The 14,166-nt window shown below is 66.4% G+C and carries 14 protein-coding genes; 5 read left to right on the top strand and 9 right to left on the bottom strand.

The annotated features are described in order from the left end of the window. Together atpA and U1E69_RS10860 are read right to left on the bottom strand one after the other, a co-directional pair. On the bottom strand, positions 1 to 1,118 hold a 1,118-nt coding region (atpA, locus tag U1E69_RS10865; RefSeq protein ID WP_322244395.1), incomplete at its 3' end, for a F0F1 ATP synthase subunit alpha. Beyond that, positions 1,118 to 1,678, bottom strand: coding sequence for a F0F1 ATP synthase subunit delta (locus U1E69_RS10860; RefSeq protein WP_322244394.1), 561 nt, complete (start codon positions 1,676 to 1,678; stop codon positions 1,118 to 1,120). The genes atpA and U1E69_RS10860, both read right to left, overlap by 1 nt. 460 nt (positions 1,679 to 2,138) lie before the next feature. Between U1E69_RS10860 and U1E69_RS10855 the strand changes: the two genes are divergently transcribed. After that, positions 2,139 to 2,693, top strand: coding sequence for a L,D-transpeptidase (locus U1E69_RS10855; protein WP_322244393.1), 555 nt, complete (start codon positions 2,139 to 2,141; stop codon positions 2,691 to 2,693). 154 nt (positions 2,694 to 2,847) lie between these two features. Here the strand turns inward: U1E69_RS10855 and U1E69_RS10850 are convergent, their stop codons facing one another. Continuing rightward, positions 2,848 to 3,597 (bottom strand): class I SAM-dependent methyltransferase, encoded by a 750-nt coding sequence (locus tag U1E69_RS10850; RefSeq protein ID WP_322244392.1) that lies wholly within the window; start codon positions 3,595 to 3,597, stop codon positions 2,848 to 2,850. Between the two features lie 61 nt (positions 3,598 to 3,658). Between U1E69_RS10850 and U1E69_RS10845 the strand changes: the two genes are divergently transcribed. The 3 genes from U1E69_RS10845 (at position 3,659) to clpA (ending at position 7,318) form a co-directional block, all read left to right on the top strand. Further along, positions 3,659 to 4,075, top strand: a complete 417-nt coding sequence (locus tag U1E69_RS10845; protein ID WP_322244391.1) for a GFA family protein — start codon at positions 3,659 to 3,661, stop codon at positions 4,073 to 4,075. After that, complete coding sequence (gene gloB, locus U1E69_RS10840; protein WP_322244390.1) at positions 4,076 to 4,840, top strand: hydroxyacylglutathione hydrolase; 765 nt, start codon at positions 4,076 to 4,078, stop codon at positions 4,838 to 4,840. Between the two features lie 159 nt (positions 4,841 to 4,999). Then, positions 5,000 to 7,318 (top strand): ATP-dependent Clp protease ATP-binding subunit ClpA, encoded by a 2,319-nt coding sequence (clpA, locus tag U1E69_RS10835; RefSeq protein ID WP_322244389.1) that lies wholly within the window; start codon positions 5,000 to 5,002, stop codon positions 7,316 to 7,318. A 162-nt stretch (positions 7,319 to 7,480) separates the two neighbouring features. On the opposite strand, the gene U1E69_RS10830 is transcribed toward clpA, so the two are convergent. From U1E69_RS10830 to U1E69_RS10820, 3 genes are all read right to left on the bottom strand, one after another. Beyond that, entirely contained in the window at positions 7,481 to 9,088 is a 1,608-nt protein-coding gene (locus U1E69_RS10830) for a peptidoglycan -binding protein (protein ID WP_322244388.1), read from the bottom strand. 1 nt (position 9,089) lies between these two features. Next, complete coding sequence (locus tag U1E69_RS10825; RefSeq protein ID WP_322244387.1) at positions 9,090 to 10,265, bottom strand: biopolymer transporter ExbB; 1,176 nt, start codon at positions 10,263 to 10,265, stop codon at positions 9,090 to 9,092. 67 nt (positions 10,266 to 10,332) lie between these two features. Beyond that, on the bottom strand, positions 10,333 to 10,860 hold the full coding sequence (locus tag U1E69_RS10820) for a gamma-glutamylcyclotransferase (protein ID WP_322244386.1): 528 nt from the start codon (positions 10,858 to 10,860) through the stop codon (positions 10,333 to 10,335). Positions 10,861 to 10,923: 63 nt separating this feature from the next. On the opposite strand from U1E69_RS10820, the gene U1E69_RS10815 reads away from it, so the two are divergent. Then, a complete protein-coding gene (locus tag U1E69_RS10815) occupies positions 10,924 to 11,952 on the top strand; it encodes a DUF2125 domain-containing protein (protein WP_322244385.1) in 1,029 nt (342 codons plus the stop codon). Here the strand turns inward: U1E69_RS10815 and U1E69_RS10810 are convergent. From U1E69_RS10810 to U1E69_RS10800, 3 genes are all read right to left on the bottom strand, one after another. After that, positions 11,949 to 12,836 carry an extensin family protein gene (locus U1E69_RS10810; RefSeq protein ID WP_322244384.1) on the bottom strand — a complete coding sequence of 296 codons (888 nt, stop codon included), beginning with the start codon at positions 12,834 to 12,836 and terminating at the stop codon, positions 11,949 to 11,951. The two genes, U1E69_RS10815 and U1E69_RS10810, sit on opposite strands and share 4 nt — an antisense overlap. Positions 12,837 to 12,841: 5 nt before the next feature. Next, on the bottom strand, positions 12,842 to 13,762 hold the full coding sequence (locus U1E69_RS10805; protein WP_322244383.1) for a prephenate/arogenate dehydrogenase family protein: 921 nt from the start codon (positions 13,760 to 13,762) through the stop codon (positions 12,842 to 12,844). Beyond that, positions 13,759 to 14,166: aminotransferase class I/II-fold pyridoxal phosphate-dependent enzyme (locus U1E69_RS10800; RefSeq protein ID WP_322244382.1), on the bottom strand; the 408-nt coding region annotated here is incomplete at its 5' end. The genes U1E69_RS10805 and U1E69_RS10800, both read right to left, overlap by 4 nt.

Below are 14,166 nucleotides of genomic sequence, written 5' to 3'. Positions count from 1 at the left end.
ACTGACAGACCGGTGTTCACCGCAGGACGGACGCCCTGGTAGAACAGTTCCGTTTCCAGGAAGATCTGCCCGTCGGTGATCGAGATCACGTTCGTCGGGATATAGGCCGACACGTCACCCGCCTGGGTCTCGATGATCGGCAGCGCGGTCAGCGAACCCGAGCCGAAGTCGCCGTTCAGCTTGGCCGAACGCTCCAAGAGGCGCGAGTGCAGGTAGAACACGTCGCCCGGATAGGCTTCACGCCCCGGCGGACGGCGCAGCAGCAGCGACATCTGGCGGTAGGCGACGGCCTGCTTCGACAGGTCATCATAGATGATCAGCGCATGGCGGCCGTTGTCGCGGAAGAACTCCGCCATCGCGGTCGCCGAGTAGGGCGCCAGGAACTGCATCGGCGCCGGGTCCGAAGCGGTGGCCGCGACGACGATGGTATAGGCGTCCGCACCGGTTTCCTGCAGCTTCTTCACCAGCTGGGCAACGGTCGACCGCTTCTGCCCGATGGCGACGTAGATGCAGTACAGCTTCTTGCCTTCGTCCGAACCGGCGGCGTCGTTGTAGGCCTTCTGGTTCAGGATCGTGTCCAGCGCCACGGCGGTCTTGCCGGTCTGACGGTCGCCGATGATCAGTTCGCGCTGGCCACGGCCAACGGGGATCATCGCGTCGATGGCCTTGAGGCCGGTCGCCATCGGCTCGTGCACCGATTTGCGGGGGATGATGCCCGGGGCCTTCACGTCGGCGATCCGACGCTCGGTCGCGGCGATGGCGCCCTTGCCGTCGATCGGGTTGCCCAGCGCGTCCACGACACGACCCAGCAGGGCGTTGCCGGCGGGCACGTCCACGATGGACTTGGTGCGCTTGACGATATCGCCTTCCTTGATGTCCTGGTCGGACCCGAAGATCACGATACCGACGTTGTCGACTTCAAGGTTCAGTGCCATCCCGCGGATACCGCCGGGGAACTCCACCATCTCACCGGCCTGGACGTTGTCCAGCCCGTGGACGCGGGCAATCCCGTCGCCGACCGACAGCACGCGGCCAACTTCGGCCACTTCCGCATCCTTGCCGAAGTTCTTGATCTGCTCCTTGAGGATCGCAGAGATTTCAGCAGCCTGGATTCCCATCACCCAACCTCTTTCATTGCATTTTGCAGGGCCGCGAGCTTTGCCTTGACCGAGGTGTCGATCATGGTCGAGCCCAGCTTGACGACCAGACCGCCGATAAGGGATTCATCGACGGTCGTTTTCAGTTTCACGGTCTTGCCGACGCGAACCTTCAGCGTCTCGGCAAGCTTTTTCGATTGTGCAGCGGTCAGCGCGCGGGCGGCGGTGACCTCGGCGGTCACTTCGCCCTTTTCCTCGGCGATCAGGTCGGCAAGGCGGGTCACAAGCTGCGGCAGCACGAAAAGGCGACGCTTTTCGGACATCAGAGCCAGTGTGTTGGTCATCAGCGTGCTCAGGCCAAGCTTCGCCGCGATGGCGGCAATGACCCGGCCCTGATCGTCACGGCTGATCACCGGAGAGGCGATCACGCCCCGCAGCTCCTCGCTTGCGGCCAGCGTCTCGGCCAGCGCCGTCGCGTCCGATTCCAAAGCTTTCAGCGCGCCGCCTTCCTTGGCCAGATCGAACAAGGCCGACGCGTAGCGCGCGGCGATGCCCAGAGAGATCGAAGCTGGTTCTGACACGTCAACCCTTCCGCTGTCCTGTGCCCTGGGCTCTTGCGAACCGGGCGTCCCTTCGGCGCATACCTCGACTATCGTATGGGCGGCACCATCCGTCGCGGGGTCCTTAGCAGAGGCTTTCCGACCCCGCAACCGGGTTGCTCGCCGTTTCGTGAGGGATTTGGGGCCAAGGTGGTCGGTCACTTTGTCGCTCTTGACAGGCCGGGTCCGGATCACGGCCACAAGCGCCCGTCGCGGGGGGCGCTGGCGGCGCCCCGCACGCGATGTGCGGCAGGGAGTTTTCCCTGTCTTCGGGGCGCCGTGTCACGGGCTGCAGAAGCGCCGCGCTTGCCCGGTCGCCGCCTGTCCTGTGCGTCACCTCACGCTTGCTCACATGCCCGTCAGACCGGCCTGCCGCAGGTTGACCCCGGGGCCGCAACGCGAAACCCTTCGCCTGAAACGCAAGATAGACTGAAGGCCTGACATGAACCTGACCCGCCGCTCTGCCCTTGGCCTTGCCCTGGGTGCAACCCTGGCCCCCGCCCTGGCGCGTGCATCCGACCCGGCTGCCCAGTCCGTGCGCAACAACGTCTCCAGCTTCAAGATGCAGGACTGGCGCGACCATTTCGACACTCTGGATCGCGCGACCATCGTCGCCGACACGACCTCGCGCGCGCTGCATTTCTGGAGCGCGAGTGGCGCCGACTACCGCATCTTCCCGACTTCGGTCCCGATCTCGGACGAACTGACCAAGCGCGGCTACACCGAAATCGTCCGCAAGAAGGTCGGCCCCAGCTGGACACCCACTGCGTCGCAGATGGAACGCTACCCGGACTGGAAACCGATTCCCCCGGGCCCCGAGAACCCACTGGGCACCCATGCGATGTATCTGTCCTGGCCCGCCTACATCATCCACGGGACCCACGACACCCGGAAGATCGGCCGCAGGTCGTCGGACGGCTGCATCGGCCTTTTCAACGAGAACATCGCCCAGCTGTTCGAGCTTTGCCCCGTCGGCACCCAGGTCCGCGTGATCTGAGGGTGGGCGGATCGCCCACCCTACCCCTGCGCCCCAGCTGCAGCCGCCGATTCCTGCTGTCTGACGTCGCGGCCGCAACGGCCCACCGCGTTCCATCCCACCCTGCGGCCAGTCGTTCAGAACAGGCGTAGGGTGGGCGATCCGCCCACCGCCCCTACTCCCGGTTCAAGGCAGGCTTCGCGCTGCCAACTCCCTCCAGCACCCGCAGCGGCTTTTTCACCGCCGCCCGGAGCCCGCCTTGCGTCGGCGCATAGACCTGCTTCGACGCCTCGACCATCAGGACGCCGCCTGCCAGCCAAGGCATCCGCCGCCCGAACCCTTCCCAGAAATCCGCCGACCGCAGCCAGAACCGCGTGCTCGAAGGCGGCGCGAAGAGGACCGAGCAGCTTCGCTCGGGCGTGAAGCCGTGCCGCTTCAGCTGCGCCTCAAGCTGCGCCACCGAATAGGGACGCCCGAAGCCGAAAGGGGTCGCGTCGCGCCGGGACCACAGGCCCGACCGGTTCGGCACGATGAAGAGCGCCCGCCCCCCCGGCCCCAGCACCCGGGCGGCTTCGTCCAGCACCGCCGAGGGGTTTTCAGAGGTCTCCAGCCCATGCATCAGCGCCAGCCGGTCCACAAGGCCGGTGGGCAAGGGCCAGGCCGTGTCCTCGCACAGGACGCTGACATTCTCCATGCCCGCGGGCCAGGGCATCACCCCCTGTGGCCCCGGCATCAGCCCCACCACCCGCCGCGCTTCGGCCAGATAGGGGCGCAACAGCGGCACCGCAAAGCCGAAGCCCGCCACCGTCTCGCCCGCCTTGGGCGGCCAAAGCCGGACGACCTGGTCCCGGATCGCCCGCTGCGCCACGCGGCCCAGTTGCGTCCGGTAATAGAAGTTCCTCAGGTCCAGCACATCAAGATGCATTGCAGAGCGGCTCCGCGGGGGTCAGATTGGCCGGATCATACCCGCATTGCCGTTTCAGACCATGCCCGAAACCACGCAGCCCCCGGACCGACTGGCTTCCTGCGAATGTGGGGCCTTGTGTCTGCATGTCACCGCAGCGCCCGTCCACGGCTGCACCTGCGCGCCGTGCCAGCGCGGCAATGGCAGCGTGATGAAACTCTCGGCCTGGTTCCCCGAAGACGCCGTCCGCGTCGACGGCGCCCTCACGACCTTGTTCTGCGCCGGGACGGACGACGCCGCGGTGACGACCTGCTTCTGCCCCACCTGTGGCGGCGGTCGCTTCTTCCGCACCGAATACGACCTGCGCGGCACGATCGGCATCGTCTTGGGGGCCTTCGCTGATCCCGCCTTCCCCGCCCCCGACCACATCCACTGGTGGCCCGACCGCCCGCACTGGTCGGGAATGCCGCTTGGTCCCACGCTTCTGGAGGGCAACTGAATGCTCGACCTCGTCACCGTCCCCTGCCTGACGGACAACTACGCCTATCTGATCCACGACCGCGAGACCGGCCAGACCGCCGTCATCGACGTGCCCGAGCCGGGCCCCATCCTCGCCGCGCTTGACGCCCACCAGTGGCGGCTGACCGACATCCTGATCACCCACCACCACGACGACCACATTCAGGGCGTCGACTCCTTGCGCGCCCAGACCGGAGCGATGGTCCTTGGGGCCGCCGCCGACGCGCACCGTCTGCCGCGCCTTGACCTTCCGCTTGACGAACACGCGTCCTTCTCCATCGGCAACGAGTTCGCCCGCGTGATCGAGGTGCCCGGCCATACCCTTGGCCACATCGCGTTCCACTTTCCTGAAAGCCGCCTTGTCTTCACCGCCGACAGCCTGATGGCCGGCGGCTGCGGCCGCCTGTTCGAAGGCACCCCGCGCCAGATGCATGCGTCGCTGCAGAAGCTGGCGACCCTTCCCCCAGATACGCTGGTCTGCTCGGGCCACGAATACACCGCCTCGAACCTGCGCTTCGCGATGACCCTTGAACCCGGCAATCCGCAGCTTATCTCTCGGGTTGCCGAAGTCGCGGACCAGCGCGCCAAGGGCATCGCGACCGTCCCGGTTCGGCTTGCAGAAGAACTGGCGACGAACCCCTACCTGCGGGTCCACCTGCCCGCGCTGAAGACAGCCGTCGGCCTGCCAGATGCCGACGATGTCACCGTGTTCGCCGAAATTCGGGCCAGAAAAGACAAGTTCTGACCCACTCTTATCACAAATGTCGTGATGTTCTTGGGGAAACCCCAAAATCTGGAAAATTGCGCTTGAAGTGCGGGAAATAAAACCGAACTTTAAGCTTATGAGGCCACGGTCGGTATCGGGCCCCGGCGCCCGGCTGACCTGCAGGACAGGAGCACTGAAGTGCCATCGTTTTCGACCACGCTTGAACAGGCAATCCACAGCGCCCTGGCCTTGGCCAATTCGCGCCGACACGAACTCGCAACGCTGGAGCATCTGCTTCTGGCGCTGATCGACGAACCCGACGCAGCCCGCGTGATGAAGGCCTGCGCGGTCAATCTGGACGATCTTCGCAAGACCCTGTCCGACTTCATCGACGATGACCTGTCGACCCTGGTCACCGATGTCGAAGGCAGCGAGGCGGTCCCGACCGCCGCCTTCCAGCGCGTCATCCAGCGCGCTGCGATCCACGTCCAGTCCTCGGGCCGCACCGAAGTCACCGGCGCGAACGTCCTCGTTGCAATCTTCGCCGAACGGGAATCGAACGCCGCCTACTTCCTGCAGGAACAGGACATGACCCGCTACGACGCGGTCAACTTCATCGCGCATGGCGTGGCGAAGGACCCGTCCTACGGTGAGGCGCGGCCCGTCCAGGGCACCGAGGAACAGCACGAAACCCCGAAGGCCGAGGCTGGCGAAGCCAAGGAATCGGCGCTGTCCAAGTATTGCGTCGACCTGAACGTGAAAGCCCGCAAGGGCGACGTCGACCCCCTCATCGGTCGCGAGCCCGAGGTGGAGCGTGCGATTCAGGTCCTCTGCCGCCGCCGCAAGAACAACCCGCTTCTTGTGGGCGACCCCGGCGTGGGCAAGACCGCGATTGCCGAAGGCCTCGCCCGCAAGATCGTCAATGGCGAGACGCCCGAAGTTCTGGCCAAGGCCACGATCTTCAGCCTCGACATGGGCGCTTTGCTCGCAGGCACCCGCTACCGCGGTGACTTCGAGGAACGCCTGAAGCAGGTCGTGAAAGAGCTTGAGGATCACCCCGACGCGATCCTCTTCATCGACGAGATTCACACCGTCATCGGCGCTGGGGCGACCAGCGGCGGCGCTATGGATGCGTCGAACCTGCTGAAACCCGCGCTGCAGGGCGGCAAGCTGCGCTGCATGGGGTCCACCACCTACAAGGAATTCCGTCAGCACTTCGAAAAGGACCGCGCGCTCAGCCGCCGCTTCCAGAAGATCGACGTGAATGAGCCTTCCGTGCCGGATGCGATCAAGATCCTGATGGGTCTCAAGCCCAGCTTCGAGGAACATCACGACCTGAAATACACCAACGACGCGATCAAGTCGGCGGTGGAACTGGCCGCGCGCTATATCCACGACCGCAAACTGCCGGACAGCGCCATCGACGTCATTGATGAGGCCGGGGCCGCGCAGCACCTGCTGTCGGATTCGAAGCGCCGGAAATCGCTTGGCGTGAAAGAGATCGAGGCGGTCGTCGCCAAGATCGCCCGTATTCCGCCGAAGACCGTGTCGAAAGACGACGCCGAAACCCTGCGCGACCTGGAAAAGACCCTCAAGCGCGTGGTCTTCGGTCAGGACAAGGCGGTGGAAGCGCTCTGCTCGGCCATCAAGCTGGCCCGTGCCGGCCTCCGCGAACCGGAGAAACCCATCGGCAACTATCTCTTCGCCGGTCCGACCGGGGTGGGTAAAACCGAGGTGGCCAAGCAGCTTGCGTCCTCCCTGGGCGTCGAACTGATCCGCTTCGACATGTCGGAATACATGGAGAAGCACGCTGTCTCGCGTCTGATCGGCGCGCCTCCGGGATATGTCGGGTTCGACCAGGGCGGGATGCTGACTGACGGTGTCGACCAGCACCCGCATTGCGTCCTTCTGCTGGACGAAATGGAAAAGGCGCACCCGGATGTCTACAACATCCTCTTGCAGGTGATGGACCACGGCAAGCTGACCGACCACAACGGCCGGACGGTGGACTTCCGCAACGTGATCCTGATCATGACCTCGAACGCGGGTGCGCGCGAACAGTCCCAGGCCGCCATCGGCTTTGGCCGCGAACGCCGCACGGGCGAGGATACTGCCGCCATCGAGCGGACCTTCACGCCCGAATTCCGCAACCGTCTGGACGCCGTGATCAACTTTGCCCCTCTGGGCAAGGAGATCATCATGCAGGTGGTCGAAAAGTTCGTGCTGCAACTGGAAGCCCAGCTGATGGACCGCAACGTCCATATCGAGCTTTCGCCGGAAGCCGCCGCCTGGTTGGGCGAAAAGGGTTACGACGACAAGATGGGTGCCCGCCCGCTGGGCCGCGTGATCCAGGAATACATCAAGAAGCCTCTGGCCGAGGAACTTCTGTTCGGCAAGCTGGTCAAGGGCGGCGTGGTGAAGGTCAAGGTCAAGGACGACGCCATCGTGCTGGACATCGAGGAACCCGCGAAACCGCGGCTCACCGGACAGAAGCCCCCGCTGCTGACGGCCGAATAAGCCAGCGCCAAGACAACAAAGCCCCCGCCCTGACCGGCGGGGGCTTTCATGTGCGCCACCCGTCACGCCCGGCCCTTCATCTTGCCCGGGAAGCCCCGGTCCCACCTTCGCGCGACGAGAAGACGAAGTCGCACGAGGAGCCGTTCATCGCCGCGGGACCGCCTAGCGTTCTGTCAACTTCAGCTCGATCCGCCGGTTCAGCGCGCGCGAGGTTTCATCCGCGCCCTCGGCCACAGGCCGGTATTCACCGAACCCCGTCGCGGCCATCCGGTCCGGCGGGAAACCCAACTCGTCCTGCATGAAGCGGACCACGGACAACGCCCGCGCCTGGCTCAGTTCCCAGTTGTCGCGGAACGCTCCCCCACCGGACAGCGGCACGTTATCGGTGTGCCCGTCGACCCGGATGATCCAGTCGATCTCGGGCGGGATCTCGGCGCGGACCTCGTCCAGGATGCGCACCACCCCGGCAATCTGCAGCCGCCCTTCCAGCGCCAGATCCGCCGAGCCGGGGTTGAACAGCACTTCCGAGGAAAAGACGAAACGGTCGCCCACCACCCGGACGCCTTCGCGGCCGTCAAGCAGGTTCGACAACTGCCCGAAGAACTCGGACCGGAAGCGGGCGAGGTCGCGGTTTTCTTCTGCCAGCCGCGCCGCCTCGGCGGCCTCCAGTTCGGCGCGCTGTCGTTGCTCGGCCGCGACCTGGGCCAGCGCCGCATTCAGATCCTTGCCCAAGGATTCCAGCTGCACTTTCGCCGCCTCGTCCCGCGCCTGCGAATCGTCCAGCAGCGCCTGCAGGCTTCCCAGCTGACTGCGCAACGCGGCGACCTGCTGGTTCAAAAGCTCGACCTCGCGTGCGGCGGCCAGCACCTTTTCCTGTTCCGCCAGCAAAGCCGTCTCGGCCGCCGAAAGCGCCGCGTCCTTCGCGGTCGCGCCCTGCGCCGCCTCGGTCCGGGCGGCGGCAAGCAGCGTCAGCGTCTCTTCCGCCCGCTTCCGCTCTGCCTCCAGGGCCAGCGTCATCGCGGTCAGCTCGGTGTCGGCATTGGCCAGCCGGTCCCGCAAGGCCTGCAGCGCCGCCGCGTCCGCCAGCCGAGCGGTTTCGGCCTCGGTCACTTCGGCCTGCGCGGCAGCAAGTGCCGCCGCATCCGTCGCGCCCTTCGCCTTCTCCTCGGCCAGAAGGGCCTCCAGCGCATCGCGGCGGGCGGCGGCAAGGCGCGCGGCCTCGGCCGTCGCGTCGACCTCGTCCCGCGCCTTGGCCAGTGCCAGCGCCATCGCCTCCCCCTCGGAGACCAGCCTGGCCTGCGCCGCCTCCAGGTCCGCGACCGAGGCGGTCAGCCGTTCGGCATCCCCGCGCGCGCGGTCGCGTTCGACCAAGAGGGCGGCGACCTGCGCTTCGAAGTCGGTGATCCGCGACTGTGCCGCTGCCAGCTCCCCCTCGCGGGCCGTCAGGTCTGCCGTCAGCGCGGCGATGACCCCGGCCTGCCGGTCGCCTTCCGCCAAGGCCGACGACAGGCCCGCCTGCAACTCGGCCACGCGCGTTTCAAGGTCCAAGGCCTTGGCCTGCTCCAGCCCCAGCGCGTCGGCCAGTTGCGCGACCTGCGCGGTCAGCGCGTCCAGCTCGGTATCCTGCGTGGTGATCGTGTCGCGCAAGACCGACTGCATCACGGTGAAGATGGTCAGCACGAACATCAGCACCATCAGAAGCGTCGTCACCGCATCGACAAACCCCGGCCAGATGATCGAGCTGTCGCGATGGCGGCTGCGCGTGGCCATCTTATGCCCGCCCGGCGCTGCGGCCCAGTTGCCGGATCGCGGCGGTCAGCTGGGCGATGTCGGACTTGAGGTCGGTCAACGTCTCTTGCCGCCCCGCCGACATTTCCTCCAGGATGCGCAGCAGCTGCACGTCGATCGACCGCAACCGCATCCGGCTTTCCGGGTCCGAGCCTGACCCGCCCTCACCGGCTTGCAGGGCCTCCAGCAGCTTTTCCTGCCCCTCGGCGATCCGCCGCAACAGCGCGGCCTGCCCGCGTTCGGCATCCATCCGGTCGGTCAGCGCCGTCATCGCCGCGACCAGTTCGTTGATCTTCATCTCGGAGTGAAACCGGTTCGTCTCGGTCTGGGTCTGCAGCGCCTGCAGTTCTTCCATCTGCTGCGCCATGTGGTCGACCAGCAGGCCCAGCGCGTTCTGGTCCGCCCCTTCGCCATCACCAGCGTAGCCAAGCCGGGTGATCGACGACAGCCACTCCTCCAGCTCACGGATGAAGCGGTTCTGCCCGTGGCCGGCGAACAGTTCCAGCAAGCCCAGGACCAGCGACCCTGCCAGACCCAGAAGCGAGGAGGAAAACGCCGTCCCCATTCCACCCAGCTGGCTTTCCAGGCCCCCCATCAGCTTGCCGAAGACGTCCAGCCCGCTTTCACCTTCCTGCGGGGCGAGGGAACGGATCGTTTCGACCACGGCCGGAACAGTGGTCGCAAGGCCCCAGAAGGTGCCCAGAAGCCCCAGGAAAACCAGCAGGTTGATCAGATAGCGCGTGATGTCGCGCGCTTCGTCGATGCGCTGGACGACCGATTCCTGGATCGACCGCGACGACGAGGCCGAGATTGACATCCGGGCCGAGCGCGACCGCAAAAGCGACGCCAGCGGGGCCAGCAGCCGCGGCGGGGCCATGTCCTCGGTCCCCGGCGTGCCTCGGACGAAGTTCTCGATCCAGTAGACCGACTGCGCCAGAATCCACAGCTGCCAGAAGCAGGACAACACGCCGACCAGGAAGACAAAGCCGATCACCCCGTTCAGCACCGGGTTGGTGCGGACGATGTCGATGACCGTGCCGTGAATCAGCCATGCGCCCGAGCCGACCAGCAGGCAGACCAGCAGCATCGTCGTGATCGCGCGGATCGGTTGGCTGAAGGTCGTCGCGACCTCGGCCCGCCTGGTCTCTGTCTGGGACATATTGCGCTCTGCTTCCCCTGCCCTGAACCCGAGTCTAGCAGGCTGGCTGCAACAGCCAAGCAAAAGGTCAGGTCAGGGCGCGAACACGTTCGGCCAGCCAGTCGAGGTCGGGGTCGCGGATGCCAAGCTCTGCCAGATGCGCCGCGGTGGACCACAGGTAGTCGCAGTTCCGGCCCCGCCCACCACAGGCCTGCGCGATGATCTGCGCCTGGTCTTCGGGGTCAAGACGGCAGTACTGCACATGGTCGGGGTCGATGACATAGGCCAGCGCGTCCAGCAGGCCCGCCTCGGTCGTGACGGGCAGGGTCATCTCCAGATAGGCCGAGGAGACCAGTTCCCGTTCCCGCAGGGCGAACAGCGTGGCAGCCTCGTGCCCAGGTTCGACGCGGAAGGCGACGCCGGTGCAGCTTGCGCCCTTTGCCCGGTCCAGGGCCAGGACAAGGCCAGGGTTCTGGACGGTGCCGCGATGGTGGATCGACCGCATGCAGAAGCTGCGGTGCCATCCGTCCAGCCGCGCGATACGGCGTTCGGCCACCGGAAAGCCGGGGTCCCAGATCAGCGATCCGTAGCCGAAGACCCAAAGCGGTTCCTGCATGACTGGTCCTGTTGCCTTTGGCCCTGTAAACACCGGAGAAAGGGCAATGGAAAGGGCCGCCGGATGCGCAAGCTTCTCTTCCTGATGATCGCGGCCACAGCGCTGTGGTCGGGCTACTGGTTCGTCGGCTCGAACGCGGTGCGCGACGGTGTCACGAGCTTCTTCGCCGATGCCTCCCGGCAGGGGATCGTGGCCGAGAATGCCGGAGTGACGGTGGCGGGCTTTCCCAACCGCTTCGACCTGACCATTGACGAGCTGAAGCTGGCCGACCCGGTCTCTGGCGCGGGCTGGCAGGCGCCCTTCGTCCAGGTCTTCGCGATGACCTGGAAGCCGTGGCACATCATTGCAGCGCTGCCGCCCGAGCAGGTGGTCACTCTGCCGGATCAGGTGGTGACAGTGGGGTCCGAGGGGCTGATGGCCAGCGTCCGGGCCAAGCCTTCGACCGAGCTGCCCCTGGCCGAGGTCCGGCTGGCGGGGACCACCCTGAACCTTGCCTCCGACCAGGGCTGGACCCTGGGACTTGGGGAATTCACCCTGGGTCTTCGCGCGGACGAGGCGCTGGGTCCGACCGGTTACGAGCTTGGCTTCGACCTTGCGCCGCTGACCCCCGATCCCGACTTCCTGACCGCCGTGAAGGCCGTGACGATCCCGGACCTGCCACCCTCGGATTTGCCCGAGGTGGTCGAGGCGCTGTGGGGCAGCATCTTTCTGACCTTCTCGGCGCCCCTGGACCGCCACGCAGGCGAGGCGCGGCCCCATTTGCGGCGGGTGGAGATCAACCAGTTCAACCTGACCTGGGGTGCCTTGGCCGCCAGCGCCTCGGGCGTGGTCGAGGCTGACGGCAATGGCTACGCTGCAGGCCGCATCACCGTCGACGTCACCAACTGGGACCGCCTGCCCGCCCTTCTGGTGGCTGCGGGCGTGGTCGAACCCCAGGTCGCTCCGACCATCGTGCGCGGGATGCAGGCGCTGGCCTCGCAATCCCCGGACCTCAAGATCCTGTCGCTGTCCCTGGTCATGGAGGATGGCCGGATGAGCTTTGGCCCCTTCCCGCTTGGCCCCGCCCCGCTGATGGTGCCGCCTTCGGGCTAACGGCAGTAGCGCCCACCGCTTCGGGCCGAGGTGTCGAAGTGGAAGTGGTCCTCGTGGTATCCGTCCGACCCAGGGCCAAGCGTGGTCATGAAGTAGTTGCACCCGGCCTTGTAGATCCGGCGCAGCAGGCGGTTGTAGTCCCGCGAGACGGTCAGCACCTTCCCGTTCGAAAGGATGAAGGCCGAGATGTCCACCGCCCGGCCCTTGCCATGTTCGCTGATCTTCGCGCCCTTCACGTTGTTGCGGCTGCGGCAGATGTAATGCGCTGCAATCTGCAACTCGACCAGCCTGCCGTCGAAAGCCGGCTGCGCCACCTCGTCCACCCAGGAATTCAGCGCCTTGGCGATGGAACAATCCACCGTCGCCGGCTGGCTGAGCCTGACCCCCGAGACCGAGGTGACCAGCACCGGGTCCTCGACCCCGCACCCCTTTACCTTCGAGGAAATCCGCGCGATCTCTTCGCCCTTGATCGCAGGCACCCCGCAGACAGCGCCCTTCATCGAGGCCCTCTCGCGCTTCTTGCGCCGTTCCTCTTTCTTCGACGGCGGCGGGATCGCGGCAAGATCGACCTCGTCCTGCGGCTCTTGCCCGGACAAATCCAGCCCAGGCGCGTTGGAGGTGGCCTTCAGGGCCGCGATCCGCTCGGCCAGCGCCGACGGCCGGGGGACCGGGCGCAAGGACCGGGCCAGCGCGTCGTCGGGCACGGCCTCGGGCAATGCGGCTGTTGCGGTGGGGAGGTCAACCTCAGGCGCAGGCACAACACTCGGCTCCACGACGGCAACCGGCAGCCTGGGATTGACCGGCGGGCGGGGCGAGCGGTCCATCTCCTGCGCCCAGGCGCCTTGCGCCAGGAGGAAGGACAACGCCAGAAGCAGGCCGCGCATCCGGCCTAGCCCTCTTTCGCGGGCGGCGCGGCGCGGCCAAAGTCCGGCGCGGCAGTGTCCTGCCCGGCCTCGATGATCCCGCGCCGGATCGCCCGGGTCCGGGTGAAATAGGCATGCAGATGCTCGCCATCGCCCATCCGGATCGCGCGCTGCAGGACGAACAGCTCTTCGGCAAAGCGCCCCAGGATATCCAGCACCGCGTCCTTGTTGGTCAGAAACACGTCGCGCCACATCGTCGGGTCGCTGGCCGCGATCCGGGTAAAGTCGCGGAACCCGGCGGCGGAATACTTGATGACCTCGGACTGCGACACCCGCCGCATGTGGTCGGCCACGCCCACCATCGTATAGGCGATGGCATGCGGCACATGGCTGACCACGGCCACAACAAGGTCATGATGCGCCACATCCATCGTGTCGACCTTGGCGCCCATGCCTTCGATCAACTGGCGCAACCGGGCCAAAGCCTCGGCGTCGCAATCCTCGGGCGGCGTCAACAGCCACCAGCGGTTCTGATACAGCGTCGCAAAGCCTGAGCGGGGGCCGGAATACTCTGTCCCCGCCATCGGGTGGCCGGGAATGAAATGCACGCCCGCAGGCAAGTGCGGGGCCACGGCATCGACCACCGCCTGCTTGACCGACCCCACGTCCGTGACCGTCGCCCCGGGCTTGAGATGCGGCCCGATTTCGGCGGCAATCGCCTCCATCGCGCCGATGGGGACCGCGAGCACCACCAGGTCGGCCCCCTGAACCGCTTCCGCCGCCGTGTCGCAGACCCGGTCGCAGAAGAGGTCCTTCGCCACCGCCCGCGTCTCGGGCGACTTCGCGTAACCCACGATTTCCCCAGCCAGCCCGCCCGCCCGCATCGCATGCGCCATCGAGGACGCGATCAGCCCCAGGCCGATCAGGGCGACGCGGCCATAGATCATTTCACACCCTTGAACTGCGCAACAGCATGGGCGACCTGACGGCACGAGGATTCATCACCGATGGTGATCCGCAGGCAATGCGGCAGCTTGTAGCCCGCCACACGACGCACGATCAGGCCCTGTTTCTGCAGGAAGGCATCGCAGGCCTCGGCCTCGTCCTGGCTGGCAAAACGCGCCAGGATGAAGTTCGCCATCGAGGTGTCCGAAGGCACCCCGATCTCGGCCAGGGCATTGGCAAGCCACGACCGCATCCGCGTGTTCTCGCTGCGGCACTTGGCAACGAAGTCCTGGTCGCGCACGGCGGCCTCGGCGGCCTCTTGTTGCGTGGTCGACAGGTTGAACGGCCCCCGGATGCGGTTCAGGACGTCGATGACATGACGAGGGCCATAGCCCCAGCCGATCCG

The sequence above is a fragment of the Tabrizicola sp. genome, from assembly GCF_034366665.1.
Taxonomy (GTDB): Bacteria; Pseudomonadota; Alphaproteobacteria; order Rhodobacterales; family Rhodobacteraceae; genus Tabrizicola.
Note: the sequence above shows the minus strand (reverse complement) of the source record. Positions and strands in the feature narration are given on the sequence as shown.

What these genes read in the sequence shown, in the direction of transcription:
- U1E69_RS10855 (WP_322244393.1), top strand. Translation starts at nt 2,139, where the DNA reads ATGAACCTGACCCGCCGCTCTGCCCTTGGCCTTGCCCTGGGTGCAACC.
- U1E69_RS10850 (WP_322244392.1), bottom strand. Translation starts at nt 3,597, where the DNA reads ATGCATCTTGATGTGCTGGACCTGAGGAACTTCTATTACCGGACGCAA.
- U1E69_RS10845 (WP_322244391.1), top strand. Translation starts at nt 3,659, where the DNA reads ATGCCCGAAACCACGCAGCCCCCGGACCGACTGGCTTCCTGCGAATGT.
- gloB (WP_322244390.1), top strand. Translation starts at nt 4,076, where the DNA reads ATGCTCGACCTCGTCACCGTCCCCTGCCTGACGGACAACTACGCCTAT.
- U1E69_RS10830 (WP_322244388.1), bottom strand. Translation starts at nt 9,088, where the DNA reads ATGGCCACGCGCAGCCGCCATCGCGACAGCTCGATCATCTGGCCGGGG.
- U1E69_RS10825 (WP_322244387.1), bottom strand. Translation starts at nt 10,265, where the DNA reads ATGTCCCAGACAGAGACCAGGCGGGCCGAGGTCGCGACGACCTTCAGC.
- U1E69_RS10820 (WP_322244386.1), bottom strand. Translation starts at nt 10,860, where the DNA reads ATGCAGGAACCGCTTTGGGTCTTCGGCTACGGATCGCTGATCTGGGAC.
- U1E69_RS10815 (WP_322244385.1), top strand. Translation starts at nt 10,924, where the DNA reads ATGCGCAAGCTTCTCTTCCTGATGATCGCGGCCACAGCGCTGTGGTCG.
- U1E69_RS10810 (WP_322244384.1), bottom strand. Translation starts at nt 12,836, where the DNA reads ATGCGCGGCCTGCTTCTGGCGTTGTCCTTCCTCCTGGCGCAAGGCGCC.
- U1E69_RS10805 (WP_322244383.1), bottom strand. Translation starts at nt 13,762, where the DNA reads ATGATCTATGGCCGCGTCGCCCTGATCGGCCTGGGGCTGATCGCGTCC.